We start from the raw sequence: 20933 nt of genomic DNA, 5'->3' as shown, positions 1-20933 counted from the left end.
GCATAAATAAAAACTTTAGCGCATAACCGCCTACTAATGGAGTTACCCGATGAGCGACAAATTAACGCCTTTCAACTGGCAAGACCCGATGTTCCTTGATAATCAATTAACCGAAGAAGAGCGTATGATACGTGATACGGCGTTTGATTATTGCCAAGAAAAATTGATGCCCAGAGTACTCGAAGCCAATCGACATGAACATTTTGACCGAGAAATAATGCGTGAATTAGGTCAATTGGGGTTATTAGGAGCGACCTTGCCTGCTAAGTATGGTGGCAGTGAAGTTAATTATGTTAGCTATGGCTTGATCGCTCGTGAAGTAGAACGCGTAGATAGTGGCTATCGTAGCGCGATGAGTGTGCAATCATCACTCGTTATGCATCCTATCTATGCTTATGGTAGTGAAGAGCAACGGATGAAATATTTACCTAAGCTTGCTTCCGGCGAATGGGTGGGTTGTTTTGGCTTAACTGAGCCTAATTCGGGTAGCGATCCTGCTTCAATGACCACGCACGCCAAGAAAGTTGAGGGTGGTTATGCTTTAACGGGCAGTAAAATGTGGATCACCAATTCGCCTATCGCTGATGTGTTTGTTGTTTGGGCAAAGTTTGAAGGGATCATCCGCGGCTTTGTGCTTGAAAAAGGGATGGCAGGGTTAACAGCACCAAAAATTGATGGTAAATTTTCTTTACGTGCTTCAATCACCGGCGAAATTGTTATGGATAACGTTTTTGTACCCGATGAAAATATGTTCCCAGAGATTAAAGGCTTAGCAGGGCCTTTTGGTTGTTTAAATAAAGCGCGCTATGGTATCGCTTGGGGCTCTTTAGGAGCTGCAGAGTTCTGCTTTAATGCCGCAAGACTGTATACGATAGACCGTGAGCAATTTGGTCGCCCCTTGGCTGCTAACCAATTAATTCAAAAGAAACTTGCCGATATGCAAACTGAGATAAGTCTTGGTTTACAAGGTTGCTTACAAATGGGACGGTTAATGGATGCGGGTCAATGTCCTGTTGAATTAATTTCACTATTGAAACGTAATAATTGTGGTAAGTCGCTTGATATTGCGCGTGTTGCACGTGATATGCACGGTGGCAATGGCATCAGTGATGAATACGGGGTTATTCGCCATATGATGAATCTTGAAGCGGTTAATACCTACGAAGGTACCCATGATGTTCATGCCTTAATTTTAGGTCGTGCCATTACCGGTTTGCAAGCTTTTTGCTAATGACAGATACGCTGTCCAACCCAACCCCTCCATCGGCATTAACCGGTATCAAGGTAGTAGATTTAAGCCGGATCCTTGCGGGGCCTTGGGCCTCGCAAATGCTCGCTGATCTAGGGGCTGAGGTGATAAAAGTTGAACGGCCAAAAGTAGGTGATGACACCCGCTTTTGGGGGCCTCCTTTTGTAAAACCTTCAACAGCCAGTCAACCGCCACAAGCGGCGTATTTTCATTGCGCTAATCGTAACAAAAAATCTATTGCCATTGATATTAAATGTCAGCAAGGTCAACAGATCATTAAAGATTTAGTGGCGCAGTCAGACGTTTTTATTGAGAACTTTAAAGTCGGTGATTTAGCTAAATATGGTTTAGATTATGCTGAATTGAAGAAAATTAATCCTAAATTAGTGTATTGCTCAATTACTGGCTATGGGCAAACGGGTCCCTATGCTCACAAATCCGGATACGATGCCATGATACAAGGCGAGGGTGGCCTGATGAGTATTACCGGTGAACAGCAAGGCAGCCCAATGAAGGTTGGGGTTGCCGTCGTGGATATTATGACCGGGCTCTATAGCTGTAACGCTATTTTAGCCGCTCTTATGGCTAGGCATCACACCCAATGTGGTCAATATATTGATATGGCTTTACTTGATGTTCAAACAGCAATGCTGGCAAATCAAGCGATGAATTACTTAACCACTGATGAAAATCCATCTCGATTAGGTAATGCACACCCAAACATTGTGCCCTATCAAACGTTTACCACCCAAGACGGTGCCTTAATTTTAGCCGTCGGCAATGACAGCCAATTTTCAAGGTTTTGTCATTTGTGTCAGCTAAACGAGTTTGCAGCAGACCACCGCTATAGCACGAATGCCCAACGGGTTCTTCACCGAGACGATGTGGTGTCGACACTGGCTAAAAAAATTAAAACACAAACAACGCAGTGGTGGATAGCGCAACTTGAATTGATATCAGTACCTTGTGGACCGGTAAATACCCTAGAGCAAGTATTTGATCATCCTCAAATAAAGCACCGAGCTATGGTTAAGCAACTGCCAAACGATGATGGCGATCTAATCGATGTTGTTGCATCACCCATTAATCTCTCGGCGACACCTGTGCAATACCATAGTGCAGCACCCGAGTTAGGACAGCATACCTACTCCGTTTTAAAGGATGTACTTAACTATGATGATGCCAGTATCGCAAGTGCTTATCAGCTAGGTGTTGTTGCTTAGTGGTAAAATCTGCAAAGTTTAGTGGTTAGCTCATTTATTTCTCTTTAACTGAGCTGGTCGGATAACCAAAGAGTACTTTCAGCTTTGCTTTAATGCCTTTACTGGTCAACATAGTGCTTATTAAATAACGCCATTGATGAAAGGTAATCGTCAGTGGGTTATTACTGTGCAGCTGTCCAACAATGCCGTATTTACAAGGCTTATCTGACGCTTCTTCGGCAAAGCTGCCAAATAATTTATCCCAAATAATCAGTACTCCAGCAAAATTCTTATCAAGGTAACCGGCATTTATTGCATGATGAACCCTGTGATGCGAAGGGGTATTAAAGACTTTTTCGAACCACCCTAACTTATTGACAATTTGAGTGTGGACAAAAAATTGATAAGCTAAATTAAGGGCGACGACGGTAAATACGGTAATGGGGTCAAAACCTAGTAATATCATCGGCAGCCAAAACAGCCACATACCGGCCAGCGGATACATTAAGCTCTGTCTAAAGGCGGTGGTAAAATTCATTTTTGTCGAACTATGATGAACAACATGTGCGGCCCATAACCAATGAATATGGTGCGATGCCTTATGAAACCAATAATACAAAAAATCTTGCAAGATAAAGGCGCCAAAAATACTGAGAGGGGTTAGCGCTATATCAAATAATCGATAATCATAAAGCCAATAAAAAAAGGGCATTAATATCAGTAAGGCGATAGCATCTGCACCTTGATGCATAAGAGCTAGTGCCGTGTTGGCCAAGCTGTCTTTAATATCGTAATAGCGGCGATAGTTAATAAATTCTAAGGTAACAAAAATAACAAAGACAGGGCTTAGCGCCAGTAAAATAATTTCTATGGACATACTATTTCACCTGGAAAGTGACTGGCTAATTTTTTAAGTGCTTGCCCTAAATCTTTTTTGATAAAAAAAGCCAGTATCAAGCTGGGTAACCACCAGGGGGCTTTGCAGCTAATATGGTAGGTAACTTCAGTGCTTGCTGGGATGTTACTATCTTTAGCTAAATCATTTTCATTAAAATGAATGTTGCCGCGATGCTCTGCAACGGGTTTATTACCGATTATTTGATAACTTATATGATGATGGTCAGCGCTAATAATACGTTCAGAAAATGTAATACCACTGATTTTTACTTGCCTAATAGCGCCTTTGCCACCTTTTAATTCAGTTTTATTTTGTGGTTGAATCAGACTAAAAGTTGCATCAAAAAAACGACTTAATTGCTGGTGCTCTAGCAAGGTCTCGCAAATTTGTTGCCGTGTTGCATTAATATTCTGTTTTAAGGTTATTGAGATCATAGTTACAACACACCACTCTTGATAATTACCACTAGTATAAAAAAAACTTCCGTGGCAGACTTGCTTATAGATGACCATTTTTTAGCTTTAGGTGACAAATGACCACGTTGGCCGATCATTACTATACAAGTTGCCTTGATTATCTTGAAACGCTTGGTTTAGACAGTCAAAGCGTTTTGTCGGCGATACACTTTAGTGAATACGCGAATAAACAAGCGCAACAGTTAGCACCGCGCATTAGTTTAAGCAGTTATAATGCACTGCTTGATCATGCGCAACAGACCTTAAATGAGCCATTATTTGGTTTTAAATTAGGCCAGCAAATCAGAGCTGCTGATTTTGGTGTGCTGGGTTATCTCATCGAATCGAGTAATAACTTAGCAAGCGCAATTTCATCGCTGCTAATTTATGACCGTTTGGTTGCCGATATCGGTAAGGCTGAGTTTGAACAACAAGAAGGTATCGCTATTATTCGATGGTTACCTGACGCAAGCTGCAGCTCGCAGGCTATCTTACGTAATATGACCGCTTGGGTCAGTGTTATTCGCCAATTACTGAATCCTCAGCTTTCGCCCAGTAGCATTTTTTTTACTGAATCTTGGCCTGATAATGAAATAAAAAGACTCGCTAAATGGTTTAATTGCCCGATTAAAATTAATGCACAATATAATCAAATTACCTTTCCTAGCAGCTATTTAGCGCTGCCTTTTAAAACTGATAACGCAGCTATTAATTTAGCACTTAAACAAGTATCGGCGCAGCAATTGTCAGGCTTTAAAAGCCAACAGCGCTTAGCTGAAAAAATAAGTCATCTCCTGATGGCTAAAAATGATTTGGATGATTGCAATCTGATCCGCACCGCAAGTGCCTTAAATATGACAGTTCGAACCGTGCAACGTCAGTTAAAACAACAAGATACCTCGTTTGTTTGTTTACTCGAAAACGAACGAAAAAGGCGGCTACAAGGCTATCTTGGTAAATATCCCTTAGGTATTGTCGCTTTGAAACTTGGCTTTAATGATCAAAGTTCTTTTAATCGCGCATTTAAACGTTGGTATGGTTGCAGCCCTTTGTATTACTTAAAATATAAATCAATTAAAACATAAGTTTATTCTTTTGGGGTAGCTAGATAACCCCCGCAAAATAAGCTATTTGTGATCCTTATTATCAGTTAAAAGTTAGCTGTAAAATAAAAAAACGGCTTTGAATTAAATCAAAGCCGTTCGATTATTTTATACAAAACTGTTATCAATCAGTTTTATTGATTGGCATTAGAACTTGTAGCTAATACCTACTTTCATCTGCCAGCCAGATGAGCCTAATACCGTACGATCGTAGCTGCGAGTATCTGAGCCATTATAAACTTTATCAATTTTATATTTGCCATCACTATCTAAGCCGCCAAAATCATAAATAGCTTGTTGTGGATAGCCCATTCGCTTCTCAACTCCCCAGTCATCATTTAACAAGTTAGCAAAGTTGTCGACCATCAAGAATACTTCACCTTTATGACCTTCTGCAAAACCTGGGATCTGTTGCTTAATGCTTAAATCCATTGTTGTTACCCAAGGCTGTGTGCCAGTATTACGGTCAAGAATTTCACCTCGTTCGCTAATACCTGCTCGGTCTAAGAGTGCCTCTAACTCGTTCCAATTCATTCCTGATTCTATCCAATTTACATTTGGATCCTCAACACCTGTTGGAATGTACGCTAAGTAAGCCGAGTTAGAATAAAAGTCACGAGTATCACCAAAGTCTTTATCTTTATAGTTGCCCGTTACCCAGCTAAATGGGCGGCCTGAGCGACGTTCAAAAAATAAGTTGATGTTGGTTTTATAACCAGCAAAAAATTCAGTTTCATAGCCTAAATTAATTTTTAAGTTATGTTCAACTTCATAGTTACCACGAGCAACGAAATCAACATTACGACTTTTAACAACATTATTTTTGTAGTTACTTTGTGCACGTGATGAAGAGCCTGCGTGATTTTCTTCAACATCTTGATTGGCATAAGACATGGTCATACTTAAGCCATTGTCCCAACGTTTGGCTAACGCTGTTGAGAAAATAATAGAGCGACCATTGCCTTTTGCATTAGTCATTTGAATATCAAAATTATCTTCTATATCACCGGTGTAACGGCTTTCATAGATAAGACGTTCATCATCAGCCGCGGTATAAGGATAAAGTAATGCGGTATTTTTCCAAACAGCTTCATTTTCTTTAACGTGGTACATCAATTCTGTTGACCAGTTAAAATTTTCGCCTAAGCCATCAATGTCAAAGGTATAATCTGCGGCAATGCGGCTACGCCAACTTGAAGGAAGTTTGAAATTCGGGTCAGTATAATTTGTACTACCAGCACCTTTCTCAAGTGAATTGACTATTTCGCTAGGAACATTGAAATCAGCATCAACAAGTCTATCTTGATAATAATCGTCAATGGCATTACTTGATGCCGCAACGAGCGTGATACCGTCATTTTGGAACGGGTTATTATACCAAACATTTGGTATACCACCTTGGAAACGACCAATGCCGGCAGAAAGTGTTAACTTTTCAGAGAATATCCATTCAACATTGACACGCGGTAAAATAATATCTAAACCGTCAAGGTTTTCTTGGTTATTGTAACCGTACGTTTCTTGGAATGCCGAATTAAGCGTTGGTTTGTCACTTGATGATAATCGTTCATAACGAACACCCGCAGTAACATTGATATCGTCTGTTAGGTCGAAGTTATCTTCAACATAAAGTGATAATTGATTGCGTGACACATCGTAAGCGAGGTCTTGGGTATTGCCGGTATAAGCATTTTGGTAAGTAAATTCACCGTATCTAGCTAAATCACGTGCGGCAAAATCTTCAGAGCTGGCAAATTCCCAAGAACCTAATGAATTAGCCCCGAATAAATTATATAAGCTTAAATTTTCATATTGGAGACCGAAATTAATTTCATGGTCATCCATTAAGTAAGTCGCAGCTAAAGACAACGTTAAGTTTTCAGTTGCTGATTCATTGGCATGGCGGAATTGGTCTTGACCAAAAACAAACTTTGGACCACGATATTCTGTAATAGCGGTAATTTGACCGATATCACTATTAGTTTTACTGTCTGTTGAGACATCTTTATAACTAATACCGACTTCAGTACTGAAATCATTAGTCCAGTTTGAATAAATTTTAGTAGCAAAGTTATTGACGATACTTGCGTAAGTATAGCGGTTTGATGCCATAGTAACGGTTGTGCCACCTGTACCTGCATTACGCTCATCTTGATCGTCTTGCCATTGGTAGGTGAAATCAAGTCGGTGATCATCATTGATGTTCCAGCTTAATTTAGCTAATAAGGTTTCATTGGTGTCTTCTTGATTGCCACCTAAAGAATCTGTGCGACCATAAACATCACTCAACGTTGTATTGAATTGGTCAAACTGCTCTTGAGAAATATCATACTCATGGGTTGCGCCACTGCCTTGAAAACCATAATCCATGGCAAGCTCGCTAGACCAGTTACTATAGTTAACAAAGAAGAATAGTTTGTCTTCTATAATAGGACCGCCAACGTTAAAACCAAAACGTGATTGCGTCTTAATAGGAGCAACCGTTTTCGTGACAAATGTTTGATGGTCATCATCATCTAATATATTACGCACTTTGGGTTGTGTTTTATCAACGTCCCAATCTGAGTAATAAACTTCAGTTGCTACATCGATTTTTTGAACATCACCGGCCATGTCTGGTGTTGATGTTTCAGCAAAACCAGAAAATTTAAATTCATTAGAACCTGATTTAGTCACCGCATTGATAGTACCACCACCAAAGTTGCCTTTTTGTGCTGAAAAAGGTGACACATCCACCGAGATTTGCGCAATAGCATCTAATGAAATAGGTGGTTGCTCTGTGGGATAACCGCCATAGTTAAGTCCGAAATCATCATTCTGACCAATACCATCAACGGTTAAACTGTTTGAACGTGGGTTACCGCCGGCAATGATTAACTCGCCGTTACCATTGATACTTGCTAATGGGTTTAAACGGGCAATGTCTTTAATGTCGCGGTTAAAGCTTGGTGTATTCTGAATAAGCTCTGCACCAAATATACTGCTTGAGCCACCTGATGTTTGAAGAAAACTTGAGCCTGTTACTTGAATTCGTTCAATATTATCTGCTTGTAGTTGTTGGCTAATACGATGAGTATCACCAAGATTAAGAAAGATATTATCTAAAGTGGTATCACTATAAGTGTCTGAATCAATAATAACCGTATAAGGGCCGCCAACACGTAAACCTTTAGCGGTAAAAGTACCTGTGGCATTTGTCATAAACTCACGGCTAGTTTTTGAAGGCTCATGAATGACAGTGATTTTTACATTACTAGCGGCTTCGCCCGTTGGGCTTAGAATTTTACCACGCATTGAAGACGAGGTGTCTGCAGCCATTGCAGAAGTCGATAAGCCAACGGCGATAACAATCGCACTGGCTATTTTTGACAGTCTTAGTTTGTTCATTTTATATTTGTTCCCTAAGTTTTTAAAAAGAACTAACGCTATATTTTAACATTTTCGCTTGAAATATCAGCAATCCGTTAGTTCAGTTAATCTCTACAAAGTAATCAACGTTTCAAATAATTATTTTTGCCCTTAAGCTTTATTTAGCAATATTTTTCAATATCGAGCAGCATTTTTTCTCTATAGAGACATCATTAAAATAATACTATCTTGTCATATGTGTCAAGTTTTACTTGACCAATTGGACAAGAAAATACTATTTTAAATAATAGATAATAATATCATAAATAAAGCAGCCCTCAATAGGAGTAATCATGTTGTCACGTAAAAAGTTAGCCAATGCCATTAGAATATTAACAATGGATGCCATTCAAAAAGCAAAGTCGGGGCATCCAGGTGCGCCAATGGGCATGGCTGATATTGGCGAGGTGTTATGGCGAGACTTTCTTAAGCATGATCCCAATAACCCGCAGTGGTGTGACCGTGACCGTTTTGTGCTTTCCAATGGTCACGGCTCTATGTTGATTTATTCACTATTGCATCTGTCAGGGTACGACTTATCAATAGATGATCTAAAAAATTTCCGACAGTTACATTCAAAAACACCGGGCCACCCAGAGTATGGCTATACCCCAGGTGTTGAAACGACAACAGGGCCGTTAGGCGCTGGCATTGCTAATGCAGTTGGCATGGCGATAGCGGAAAAAACACTTGCCGGTCAATTTAACCGAGCTGGACATCAAATTGTTGACCATTTTACTTACTGCTTTCTAGGTGATGGCTGTCTAATGGAGGGAATTTCGCATGAAGTGTCTTCGTTAGCGGGAACCTTGAAGCTAGGGAAGTTAATCACCTTTTGGGACGACAATGGTATTTCTATCGATGGCGAGGTTAAAGGTTGGTTCACTGATAATACACCTGAACGTTTTTCTGCTTATGGCTGGCATGTGCTTAGTGTCGATGGTCATGACGCAGCAGCAATAGCGAGTGCAATTGAGCAAGCGAAAGCCGTAACTGATAAGCCAACTATGATTTGTTGTAAAACGGTGATCGGTTTTGGCTCTCCCAATAAATCAGGCTCTCATGATTGCCATGGTGCTCCTTTAGGTGATGAGGAAATTGCCGCTACACGTCAATTTTTACAATGGTCTGATGAAACGCCTTTTGCCATACCTGATGATATTTATGCCCAGTGGGATCATAAAAAGCAAGGTCAACACAATAGTGATAATTGGTCAGCAAGGTTCGCGGCCTATAGCGAAGAACACCCCGAACTTGCACAAGCATTTAAACGCCGAGTTATTGATAAAGCGTTGCCAGCAGAATTTGAACAAAAAGCGAATGACTATATAGAGTTATGTCAAAGTAAAGCAGAAAATATTGCGAGCCGTAAAGCTTCACAAAATACCATTACTGAGTTTGCGGCAATATTACCTGAAATAATGGGTGGCTCTGCTGATCTCGCTGGTTCTAATCTAACCTTATGGCCAGACGCTAAAGGTATAGAAAGTGATACCGCAGGTAATTATATTTATTATGGTGTCCGAGAATTTGGTATGAGCGGCATAATGAATGGTATTTCCTTACACGGAGGTTTTATTAACTACGGCGCGACCTTTATGATGTTTATGGAGTACGCTCGTAATGCTGTACGTATGTCAGCATTGATGGGTATTCAAAACATTTTTGTCTATACCCATGACTCCATCGGACAGGGAGAAGATGGCCCAACCCACCAACCGATAGAGCAACTAACCAACTTACGCACTACACCTAACCTGACGACTTGGCGTCCTTGTGATGCTACTGAATCTGCTGTTGCTTGGAAAATGGCAGTTAAAAGTCAACAAGCACCGAGTGCATTAATTTTTTCACGTCAAAATTTATCAGCGATAACACGTGATCAGTCACAATTAGCTAATATTGAAAAGGGTGGCTATATCCTAACCTCTTGTCAGGGGACACCTGAGATTATCTTAATTGCAACAGGATCTGAAGTCGAACTCGCATTAGATGCAGCTAAAGTACTGAGCGCGCAAGGAAAGAAGGTACAAGTTGTTTCGATGCCATCAACCAATATATTTGATGCGCAAAGTAGCGATTATCAGGAAGAGGTTCTCCCAGCATCGGTCACCAAACGGGTCGCTATTGAAGCTGCACATACAGATTTTTGGAGAAAGTATGTCGGTTTACGTGGCGGTGTTGTTGGTATCAGTCGTTTTGGCGAGTCAGCACCGGGCAAAGTGCTAATGGAGCACTTTAACTTTACGGTTAATGAGGTCATTAAAACGGTTAAAGCTTTATCATGATAGTTTAAGCGTAATGCCACAGCGGTTAGATAAAAATTTCTGCTGTGGTATTAATATACAGTCTTGAATATTACTTTTTGTTATTTGTTGACTACTTGGTTAAGATTATTTACCTTGGTGTCGTGTCAAATTTACACTGCATTTGTGTGAGTTTTATTCGGGTACTATTACGGAGCTGTACGCATTATGGAAAATATAGGGAGTGCTATCATTATTTAATAAAAACATAAGGTATATAAATGAATTATAAAAATAATATTGCTGCTTTATTACTCTGTGCTACCAGCCATTATGCTGCTGCAAACGTTAATAATGGAAGTTTTGAAACATGGTTGGCAGGCTCTCCTACGGGTTGGACGACGATTGATTCAGGTATTAGCGTAAATAAAAACACTAACATTTTTCAAGAAGGCACGAGCTCAGCTGAAATTACCGTTAATACCGGTACACAAGGCTCTACCGACATGCAACAGTTGGTCAGTGTGGTAGCAGGTCAAAGCTATGAATTTTCTGTTTGGGTATACCATACAGAAGGTAGTATTAAAGCGCGTTTATATATCGATGGCTATCAGGGCTACTCGAATGAAAGTCTAGTTAATCAATGGCAGCAAGTTACGCATAGTTATACCGCAAGCTCAACATCAGATATTGCTGTTGGCTTACGTTTCTATGATATTGCCGGTTTTGATGGTGCTGAAATTGTCTATGTTGACTATTTTCAACCTACCCAAGCATCAGGCGGTGGCACAGGCAGTAACAGTTGCAGTACTAACGAAGTCGCTTTTAGCTTAACCACAGACAATTACGGTTACGAAACTAGTTGGACATTAACCAATACGAGTAATCAAGAAGTTGCTAGTGGTAATAATTACGAAAGCTCGACCAGCTATAATGAAAACTATTGTTTAGCCGATGATGATTATACCTTTACCATTAATGATAGCTATGGCGATGGTATTTGTTGTACTTATGGTAATGGCTCTTATGAAATTTCTCTTGCCGGAAGCGCATTAATTAGTGGGGGTGATTTTGCCAGCAGTGAAACCAAAACCTTTACTTTAGGCAACACCGGCGGTATTCCAGGTGGAGGGGGCAGTGGCTCAGGCACTTATTCGGGTACATATTATGACGGTATTAGCGCGACATCAGGTTACCCGTTAAAAACAGAGCTTTACAATTTAATCAAAGGTCATGCAAATCAGGGCTATTCAGCGCTATGGACATTCTATGCAAACCATTCTTTAGATGTTTATTTTGAAAATGACGGTTCTATTTTAGATATATATTCGGAAAATCCGCTGGCGAGTGATAATTATAATTTTATAAAAGTCACCGATCAGTGTGGTAATTATAGCGGTGAAGGTGGTTGTTATAATCGAGAGCATACTTTCCCGAAAAGCTGGTTTGGCGGTAAAGTAGAGCCAATGAACTCTGATGTTCATCATATTTATGCAACCGATGGTTTTGTTAATTCAAAACGCAGTGGTTTCCCTTATGGTGAAGTCGCTACGGCATCTTTTACTTCAACCAATAACAGCAAGGTAGGCTCAGCAACCACGACCTTAGGTTATAATGGTACGGTCTTTGAACCGATTGATGAATTTAAAGGTGATTTAGCCCGCGCACAATTTTACATGGCAACACGTTATGAAAACTTGATTGGCAGCTGGCAAAATAATTCAGTGTATGGTGATGCTATTTTAGATGGAAGTAGTAATCAGGTCTTTGAATTATGGCAATTAGAAATGTTAATGCGTTGGCATACCAATGATCCGGTCAGTCAAAAAGAAATTGATCGTAATGAAGCTGCACTTGGTCATCAAGGCAACCGTAATCCTTTTGTTGACCATCCTGAGTATGTTGACAGTATTTGGGGTAACTAATTAAGGAAAGTTCTCTAATAAACGGCTGTTAAAGCGTTAGATAACTTAGCTAAGTAAATAACGTTAAGGCATTTCATTGTAAAAGGTGAAGTGCCTTTTTTATGTTCAGGATGAACGGTATGTCACGATCACAGGGATGTGAAAGAGTGACGATGTTCAGGATGGCCTCTCTCAGACATCCTGTCTTTCAAGGCATTAGTGCATCCTTGCACGTCAACGGTATGTCACGGTCACAGGGATGTGAAAGAGTGACGATGTTCACGACTGCAAGGATGCAGGAGGTAGAGCGAAGCAGGGATGCCCGAGCCGAGGATGGCCTCTCCCAGACATCCTGTCTTTCAAGGCATTAGTACATCCTTGCACGTCAACGGTATGTCACGATCACATGGATGTGAAAGAGTGACGATGTTCACGACTGCAAGGATGCAGGAGGTAGAGCGAAGCAGGGATGCCCGAGCCGAGGATGGCCTCTCTCAGACATCCTGTCTTTCAAGGCAGTAACGCACTACTAGTGCATAATATTGCCCGTCAACAGTAAGTCAATCAGCGTAAACTCTTACTTACTGATACCACAACCTTTAAGAATAATTTGCGTAAGGGTTTTAGCCACCTGTTCAAAGTCTTCATTACTTAACTTATCTTTACCCATAGCTGCGGTAACTTGTGGCGCAAAATCAGCATAATGTTGCGTTGCTCCCCAAATAGTAAAGAGTAAATAAAGTGGGTCAATGGGGTCCATTTTACCTTGGTTAATCCAGCCTTCAACAGTGGCTTTAACTTCATCTATCCAGGTTTTAAAACTGGTTTTTAAGTATTCCTGTAAGCGAGGAGCACCGTGGATAAATTCACCGGCAAATATCCGAGATGCTTCAGGATTGGTTTTGGAATACATAACCTTAGCAAGAATATAATCGCCTAAGACTTTTGCAGGCTCTTCGGTCGAGGTAATAATCGATGAATCCCATAAGGCAAGAATTTCTAATAATATATCAGAGTAAATAGCTTCTTTGTTTTTATAATAATAATGAACGTTTGCCCGTGGAATACCGGCGCGTTCAGCAATGCCTTTTATAGAGGCACCTTTAAAACCATGCTCTAAGAAGTCTTGCTCAGCAGCTTTTAAAATAATCAATTGATTCTTTTTTCTGACCCGCCCAGTTGATGACGTGTTTGGTTGTTGATTCTTTATTATTGGCATATTAATCAATCATCTTTGCAGCATTTATTAGCAGGGAGGCAAATATAAGCTATTTCAACAATAAAGTTAATAGTCAATTTGGGCTTTAATTTTAGCTGAACTATTATTTTACTTGACACTGGTGTCAGGTTATTTCTATTATGTGAACTTAAGTAACTATAAAATAGTTAAAACATCTTGAACGATTAGGAAAATATATTATGCCAACACCACATATCTCAGCTAATGTCGGAGATTTTGCCGAAACGGTTATCATGCCGGGCGATCCTTTGCGTGCCAAATTCATCGCTGACAACTACTTAACTAATGTTAAACAAGTCACCGAAGTTAGAAATATGTTTGGTTATACCGGTGAATATAAGGGTAAGCGTATTTCTGTGATGGGTTCAGGTATGGGGATCCCCTCTATGTCTATTTATGCGACCGAGCTTTACCGAGATTATGGTGTTGAGAGTATTATTCGTGTTGGTAGCTGTGGTTCAATTCGTGATGATATACAACTAGAAGATATTGTTGTTGCTATGGGTGCCAGCACTGACTCGAATGTTAATCGTCAACGATTGAATAATTATGATTTTGCCGCTATAGCTAACTATGAGTTGTTAGAAAAAGTGATGAGCACAGCCAAACGTTTAGGCAAAACGCCAAAAGTCGGTAATGTTTTTTCAGCTGATTTGTTTTATGTACCTGAATTTGAAGTATTCGCAACGTTAGAAAAATACGGCATTCTTGCAGTAGAAATGGAAGCTGCCGGGCTTTATGGCGTTGCCGCTGAATTAGGCAAGAAAGCACTCTGTTTACTAACAGTAAGTGATCATATCAAAACCGGCGAAAAAATGTCAGCAGCAGATCGTCAGTTAAAATTTGGCGAAATGATTGAAGTTACTCTAGAAAGTATTCTTTAGTTTTAGCACGCATATTTGTATAGGTAATTAACCATATGTCAGAAAATAAAATTCAATTTTTGTTAAATAACGAACGTAAAGTTATCGAAAATTGTGATCCTAATATGACGGTACTCAACTATTTAAGAGAAGAGTTGAGTCGAAAAGGGACAAAAGAAGGTTGTGCTTCAGGAGACTGTGGTGCTTGTACAGCTGTGCTTGCTGAAGTAGTTCAATCAGCCAATAGTCAAACAACAGAACATCTTAGTTATCAATCGATTAATACCTGTATTACTTTTTTATCAGCACTTCATGGTAAACAGCTAGTCACAGTAGAAGATTTACAGCAAGGTAATAAATTACATAGTGTTCAACAAGCTATGGTTGATTGTCATGGCTCACAATGTGGTTTCTGTACCCCGGGTTTTGTCATGTCACTTTTTTCATTAAAGAAAAATCTAGCACAAGCCAAGTTCAGCGATGCGACAGATAATTCTCCTGATGTTGATTTAGACAAAGATATTGAACATGGCTTAGCGGGTAACTTGTGTCGCTGTACGGGCTATCGCTCTATTACGGAAGCGGCAAAACAAGCTTGTAATAATGATGACGTTGATCAGTTTGAGCACGAACAAGCAGCGACTATTGCGCAACTAAAACTTATTGCTCAGCAACAAGACACTGTTGAGCTGCACAATAATGGCAAGAGTCTTTATCTTCCTTACACCTTAGATAAATTAGCACAACTGGTTGAGCAATACCCGAAAGCTAAACTGTTAGCTGGCGGTACCGATTTAGCGTTAAGTGTTACCCAAGGTATGGCGCAAATACAAACCATGATTTCAATGAGTAATGTACGCGAGCTCGCGCAAATTAATCAAACAGCAAAGACTTTGTCTATTGGCGCTATGGTGAGTTATCAGCAAAGCCATCAGTTATTAAGTCAGTACTATCCAGAATTTGGTCAGATGTTGTATCGTCTTGGCTCAACGCAGGTGAGAAACTCGGGCACCTTAGGGGGCAATGTTGGTAATGCTTCTCCGATTGGAGATACGCCGCCGGTGTTAATCGCCTTAGGTGCAAGGTTAGTGCTTCGCAAAGGCGAACGTACTCGTGAAATATCGGTTGAAGACTACTTTGTTGATTACAAAGTGACGCAACTCGAAAGTGGCGAATTCATTGAACGTATTGAAATTCCAAAAGCGAACAGTAATAAACACTTAAAAGTTTTTAAAATATCAAAACGTTTAGATGATGATATCTCAACAGTACTTGCTTGCTTTTATATTAAGTTTACTAACAAAAAAGTGGCTGAAATCACCATTGCTTTTGGCGGTATGGCTGGTATTCCAAAGCGCGCTTTTGCCTGTGAACAAGCTTTAATGGGTAGAGAGCCTAGTGAACAAAATATTGCTGTAGCGATGACAGCATTAGCAAAAGATTTCTCTCCGATGTCAGACGTGCGTGCGAGTAGTGAATATCGCTTACAAGTGGCAAAAAATTTAGTGAGAAAATGCTTTTATGAACTAGAGCAAACGCATGCAGCAACCCGAATCGAAACCTTTGAAGTCGATACCTTAGACGTGAGAGGAGTGACTCATGCGTAAATTAAGTGACGTTGATAAAGGCCTCAAAGGTAAAAAAAGTTCCGGTGCTGTTGGCCAATCGATCAAGCATGAAAGTGCTGAAATGCACGTTACTGGCAAAGCTGTTTATACCGATGACAAATTAGAGTCGTTAGGACAATTGCACGCGGCTGTAGGCATGGCAACGATTGCCAGTGGTCATATTACCGCGATAGACTTATCGGCAGTACGCGCCGCCCAAGGTGTCGTTGCTGTTATTACCTTAGATGACATTGTAGGCCATACAGATATTGGTCCTGTTTTTCCGGGCGATCCGATACTTACCAAAGATGTCGTTGAATTTTATGGTCAAGCTATCTTTGCGGTTGCGGCGACGAGCCATGAGTTAGCAAAACAAGCAGTAGCGCTGGCAAAAATTGACTACCAAGAAACAACCCCCGTACTGACTATTGAACAGGCGTTAAAAGCTAAGAGCTTTGTGCGTCCACCGCACAGTATGAAACGAGGTGATAGTGCCAGTGCTATTGAGCAAGCTAAACATCAGCTGAGTGGGCAAATTGCCATTGGCGGTCAAGAGCATTTTTATTTGGAAGGTCAAATAGCGAGTGTTATTCCTACCGAAGATGGCGGAATGACCGTTTATTCATCTAGCCAACATCCGGCTGAAGTTCAAAAACTTGTCGCTGAAGTGTTAGGTATTCCTTTTAACCGCGTCGTTGTCGATATGAAACGTATGGGTGGTGGTTTTGGCGGTAAAGAAACACAAGCGGCTGGTTGGTCGTGTTTAGCGGCGGTACTTGCCAATAAAACCCAAAAAGCGGTAAAGCTGCGCTTGAATCGTAGTGACGATATGATGATGACCGGTAAACGTCATCCTTTTGAAAATCATTATCAAGTGGGTTTTAACGGTCAAGGTGTTATTGAAGGCATAGATTTAACGGTCAATGGTAATTGTGGTTACTCACCTGATTTATCAGATGCCATTGTCGACAGAGCGATGTTTCATGCTGATAATGGTTATTACTTGGACCATGTCAGTATTACCGGAAATCGTTGTAAGACGAATACCGCCTCCAATACCGCCTTTCGAGGTTTTGGTGGTCCACAAGGTATGATGATTATTGAATGTGTCATGGATGATATTGCTTATTCTCTAGGATTAGACCCACTTGCTGTTCGTAAAGCTAATCTGTATGGCACAGATACGCGCAATATTACCCCGTATCATCAGCAAGTAGAGCACAATAATTTAGCCGAGATGATAACCAAACTTGAGCTCAGCTCTCGTTATGCCGAGCGTTGCCAAGAAATTGATGACTTTAATGCCAGTAGTAAATTTTTAAAAAAAGGTATTTCACTAACACCGGTTAAATTTGGTATTTCCTTTACCGCGCAACATCTTAATCAAGCGGGTGCGCTGATCAATATTTATACCGATGGTAGTGTTGATGTAACCCATGGCGGCACTGAAATGGGTCAAGGGTTACATACTAAAATTGCCCAAATCGTGGCACAAGTCTTTGGTATTGCTGTTGATAACGTTAAAGTATCGGCAACACGTACCGACAAAGTACCTAATGCTTCACCAACAGCGGCTTCTTCTGGTACCGATCTTAACGGTAAAGCCGCCCAAAACGCCGCACAAACGATTAAACAAAGGTTGATTGATTTTGCTGTCGAGCACTTTGCTGTTGACAGTGATGATATTTCTTTTAGTGACGATGCTATTGATGCCGGTCAACATAAACTCAGCTTTGTTGAGTTAGTTCAAAAAGCTTATTTTGCTCGGGTGTCTTTATCGTCGACTGGCTTTTATCGGACGCCAAAAATTTATTACGATAGAGAAAATGCCCAAGGTCGACCGTTTTTCTATTTTGCGATGGGTGCTTCGGTATCTGAAGTGTTAATCGATACGCTGACCGGTGAATACAAGTTATTACAAACTGATATTCTTCATGATGTTGGTGACTCTTTAAACCCTGCGATAGATATCGGCCAAATTGAAGGTGGCTATATTCAAGGCGTCGGTTGGTTAACCACTGAAGAATTACATTGGAATGATAAGGGGCGCTTGTTAACGACTGGGCCGGCCACCTATAAAATTCCTGCGATTAGCGATGCACCAAAAGTTTTTAACGTTGAGTTGTTAAAAGACTCACCTAATCGTGAAGCGACTATTTATCATTCTAAAGCGGTTGGCGAGCCACCGTTTATGTTGGCTATTTCTGTCTGGTCAGCGCTGCGCGCCGCTATTGCTAATGCTGTTCCTGTACAAGACCGAGTAAAAGGTGTTATTCCATCGCTTGATACACCGGCGACACCAGAGCGAGTTTTAAAAGCTGTGCAGTTAATAAACGCGCAGCAAGGCATAGCCACTGATGAATAACCGTCAAAGTTGGTCTGAAGCGGTTAGTTTATTAAAGGTTAAAGGAGAGGCCTTTGTCCTGCTGACGATTATTGGCGTGCATGGCTCAGCGCCTAGAAATTCAGGTACTAAGATGGTGGTTAGTGCTAACAGCACTTATGACACTATTGGTGGTGGCCACTTAGAATTTAAGTCTATCGCGCTAGCGCAACAATTATTAGCAGACCAAGATAACAATCAACATATTGAGCACTTTTCTTTAGGTGCTTCTTTAGGGCAATGTTGCGGCGGCGACTGTAGCGTCTTATTTGAAAGTTTTGCAGCTTGTAAAACTCAAATTATGCTTTTTGGCGCCGGTCATGTTGGTAAAGCGCTAACAACCATACTTGCTGACTTACCTTGCCAGCTAAAATGGGTTGATAATCGTCGAGAGCAGTTTCCAGCCGAGATGTTGGCAAATGCGCCAGCTAATATTGAGTGTATTGTCAGTGACAACCCGGTCGATGAAATAGCTAGCATGCCTGCAGGCAGTTTTTTTATCATCATGACCCACAATCACCAATTAGATTTTGAACTATGTCAGGCGCTGTTAAAGTGTGGTGATTTTGCTTATGCCGGTTTAATTGGCTCTGAGACGAAATGGAAACGCTTTCAGCATCGCTTAAAGCATCGAGAATTTAGCGAGCAAGCCATTGAACAGCTCACTTGTCCTATTGGTTTAAGTGCTGTGCCGGGTAAACGTCCTATGGAGGTTGCGGTATCAATCGCGGCTGAAATTATTGGTTTATATCAAAAAAATGACAGTGCGAGTCAGCCATCAACTACCGCGCAAGGTATTAGTTTCAAGGCATTAACGCCGTTACTAAATAGCGCGGCTAAAATCCAAGCTGCTCGTCAGAGCAAAAATGAAGTAACCGGTAGCAAATCGATTACGGAGAAAATAAATGAATAACTTTGCCTTACGTTCAAAACGCGTTATTACCCCAGAAGGGGTAAAAGCTGCCACTCTTATCATTAATAATGGCCTTATTGAGGCTATTTTACCTTACCAGTCTAGCGTTGAATGTGAACTTATTGATCACGGCAACTTAGTATTAATGCCTGGCTTGGTTGATACTCATGTGCACATTAATGAGCCAGGGCGCAGCGACTGGGAAGGTTTTAATACCGCAACTCAGGCAGCGGCAGCGGGTGGCATTACCACATTAGTCGATATGCCGCTTAATTGTATTCCAGCAACAGTTTCAAAAGCGGCGCTCGAGGTTAAGCTTCAAGCACTCAAAGGCAAACTTTGGGTAGACTGTGGTTTTTGGGGCGGCGTTATCCCTGAAAGCCTTGAAAATAATGGTGCTCAATTAGATGAATTACTCAGTGCTGGTGTGTTAGGGGCTAAAAGTTTCTTAATTCACTCAGGGGTGGATGAATTTCCTAATGTCAGTGGTGAAGATGTTAAAAAAGCACTACCGATTATGGCGAAACATCAGGTTCCTTATCTTATTCATGCTGAATTGGATAAAGCGCACAACGAACCGCAAGAAATAGGGGATAAGTATCAAAGCTTTCTCGACTCTAGACCAAGACAATGGGAAAACGATGCCATTGATTTGATGGTCTCGTTAGGTGAAGAAGCGAAAGCGGTTGGAGTCGATGCACATATTCATATTGTTCATTTATCATCGAGTGATGCCCTTGAAAAAATCACTTATGCCAAAAACGCTGGCTTGAAATTTACCGCAGAAACCTGTCCTCATTATTTGACGTTATTTTCTGAAGAGATACCTGATGGTAAAACCCTTTTTAAATGCTGTCCGCCAATACGTGAAGATGAAAACAGACAAAAGCTTTGGCAAGCATTAAAGGCCGGTGATATTGATTTTATCGTCTCTGATCACTCTCCTTGTACTCCTGAGTTGAAAAAAATTGACTCTGGCGATCTAGAAAATGCCTGGGGTGGTATATCTGCACTACAATTTGGTTTACCGTTAATTTGGACCGAAGCAAAGCAGCGTGGTTTTACTTTAGCTGATATTAGTCATTTAATGTCGACTGCAACCGCTGAGTTTGTCGGTTTAGATGATAAAAAAGGTAAAATTGCCATTGGCGCTTATGCAGATATTTTAGTGTTTGATGATGAAAAAGAAGTCATTATCAGTAGCGACATGATCAAACATAAACACAAAATCACCCCTTATGTCGGTAAACGTGTCACAGGTGAAGTCAATAAAACTTATTTACGTGGGCAACTGGTTTACAGCGAGCAAGACATCATCGGTCAACCTCAAGGTCATACTTTGTTAAAACATGACTACTAAAAATAATGATAAAAACCAGGCAATAGTGATCGTACATTATATCTTTACCGCGATAATTGCGTTAAAAAAAAGTGTATTATCGCTTACCTTGAATAAGGAAAT

The 20933-nt window shown here is 40.7% G+C and carries 14 protein-coding genes; 10 read left to right on the top strand and 4 right to left on the bottom strand.

Features of this window, described 5'->3' with window-relative positions:
* Nucleotides 1-49 precede the first annotated feature (49 nt).
* Together ESZ26_RS08305 and ESZ26_RS08300 are read left to right on the top strand one after the other, a co-directional pair.
* Nucleotides 50-1231, top strand: coding sequence for an acyl-CoA dehydrogenase (locus tag ESZ26_RS08305; RefSeq protein ID WP_146799277.1), 1182 nt, complete (start codon nucleotides 50-52; stop codon nucleotides 1229-1231).
* Entirely contained in the window at nucleotides 1231-2472 is a 1242-nt protein-coding gene (locus ESZ26_RS08300) for a CaiB/BaiF CoA transferase family protein (protein ID WP_146799276.1), read from the top strand. The genes ESZ26_RS08305 and ESZ26_RS08300 overlap by 1 nt, the downstream gene beginning before the upstream one ends.
* 34 nt (nucleotides 2473-2506) lie before the next feature.
* On the opposite strand, the gene ESZ26_RS08295 is transcribed toward ESZ26_RS08300, so the two are convergent.
* Together ESZ26_RS08295 and ESZ26_RS08290 are read right to left on the bottom strand one after the other, a co-directional pair.
* Nucleotides 2507-3328, bottom strand: coding sequence for a sterol desaturase family protein (locus tag ESZ26_RS08295; protein ID WP_146799275.1), 822 nt, complete (start codon nucleotides 3326-3328; stop codon nucleotides 2507-2509).
* Nucleotides 3319-3783 carry an SRPBCC family protein gene (locus ESZ26_RS08290; protein WP_146799274.1) on the bottom strand — a complete coding sequence of 155 codons (465 nt, stop codon included), beginning with the start codon at nucleotides 3781-3783 and terminating at the stop codon, nucleotides 3319-3321. Before ESZ26_RS08290 ends, ESZ26_RS08295 begins: the two co-directional genes overlap by 10 nt.
* 98 nt (nucleotides 3784-3881) lie before the next feature.
* Here ESZ26_RS08290 and ESZ26_RS08285 point away from each other — a divergent pair, with 98 nt between their 5' ends.
* Nucleotides 3882-4889 (top strand): AraC family transcriptional regulator, encoded by a 1008-nt coding sequence (locus ESZ26_RS08285; RefSeq protein WP_146799273.1) that lies wholly within the window; start codon nucleotides 3882-3884, stop codon nucleotides 4887-4889.
* 165 nt (nucleotides 4890-5054) lie between these two features.
* On the opposite strand, the gene ESZ26_RS08280 is transcribed toward ESZ26_RS08285, so the two are convergent.
* The gene (locus ESZ26_RS08280) at nucleotides 5055-8294 is read right to left on the bottom strand and encodes a TonB-dependent receptor (protein ID WP_146799272.1); all 3240 of its coding nucleotides are present in this window, start codon (nucleotides 8292-8294) and stop codon (nucleotides 5055-5057) included.
* 314 nt (nucleotides 8295-8608) lie between these two features.
* On the opposite strand from ESZ26_RS08280, the gene tkt reads away from it, so the two are divergent.
* On the top strand, nucleotides 8609-10603 hold the full coding sequence (tkt, locus tag ESZ26_RS08275) for a transketolase (protein WP_146799271.1): 1995 nt from the start codon (nucleotides 8609-8611) through the stop codon (nucleotides 10601-10603).
* A gap of 239 nt (nucleotides 10604-10842) precedes the next feature.
* The gene (locus ESZ26_RS08270) at nucleotides 10843-12486 is read left to right on the top strand and encodes an endonuclease (RefSeq protein WP_146799270.1); all 1644 of its coding nucleotides are present in this window, start codon (nucleotides 10843-10845) and stop codon (nucleotides 12484-12486) included.
* Between the two features lie 556 nt (nucleotides 12487-13042).
* Here ESZ26_RS08270 and ESZ26_RS08265 read toward each other — a convergent pair.
* A complete protein-coding gene (locus ESZ26_RS08265) occupies nucleotides 13043-13618 on the bottom strand; it encodes a TetR/AcrR family transcriptional regulator (protein WP_223271583.1) in 576 nt (191 codons plus the stop codon).
* 266 nt (nucleotides 13619-13884) lie between these two features.
* Between ESZ26_RS08265 and deoD the strand changes: the two genes are divergently transcribed.
* The 5 genes from deoD to allB are packed head-to-tail and all read left to right on the top strand — an operon-like array spanning nucleotide 13885 to nucleotide 20831.
* Complete coding sequence (gene deoD / locus ESZ26_RS08260) at nucleotides 13885-14589, top strand: purine-nucleoside phosphorylase (RefSeq protein ID WP_146799268.1); 705 nt, start codon at nucleotides 13885-13887, stop codon at nucleotides 14587-14589.
* 35 nt (nucleotides 14590-14624) lie between these two features.
* A complete protein-coding gene (gene xdhA / locus ESZ26_RS08255; protein WP_146799267.1) occupies nucleotides 14625-16175 on the top strand; it encodes a xanthine dehydrogenase small subunit in 1551 nt (516 codons plus the stop codon).
* Nucleotides 16168-18540 carry a xanthine dehydrogenase molybdopterin binding subunit gene (xdhB, locus tag ESZ26_RS08250; RefSeq protein WP_146799266.1) on the top strand — a complete coding sequence of 791 codons (2373 nt, stop codon included), beginning with the start codon at nucleotides 16168-16170 and terminating at the stop codon, nucleotides 18538-18540. Before xdhA ends, xdhB begins: the two co-directional genes overlap by 8 nt.
* Complete coding sequence (gene xdhC / locus ESZ26_RS08245) at nucleotides 18533-19471, top strand: xanthine dehydrogenase accessory protein XdhC (RefSeq protein WP_146799265.1); 939 nt, start codon at nucleotides 18533-18535, stop codon at nucleotides 19469-19471. Before xdhB ends, xdhC begins: the two co-directional genes overlap by 8 nt.
* Nucleotides 19464-20831, top strand: coding sequence for an allantoinase AllB (gene allB, locus ESZ26_RS08240; protein ID WP_146799264.1), 1368 nt, complete (start codon nucleotides 19464-19466; stop codon nucleotides 20829-20831). Before xdhC ends, allB begins: the two co-directional genes overlap by 8 nt.
* Nucleotides 20832-20933 lie beyond the last annotated feature (102 nt).

Source organism: Colwellia hornerae (assembly GCF_007954355.1).
GTDB lineage: Bacteria > Pseudomonadota > Gammaproteobacteria > Enterobacterales > Alteromonadaceae > Colwellia_A > Colwellia_A hornerae.
This window is presented reverse-complemented; position numbering and strand designations above follow the sequence as displayed.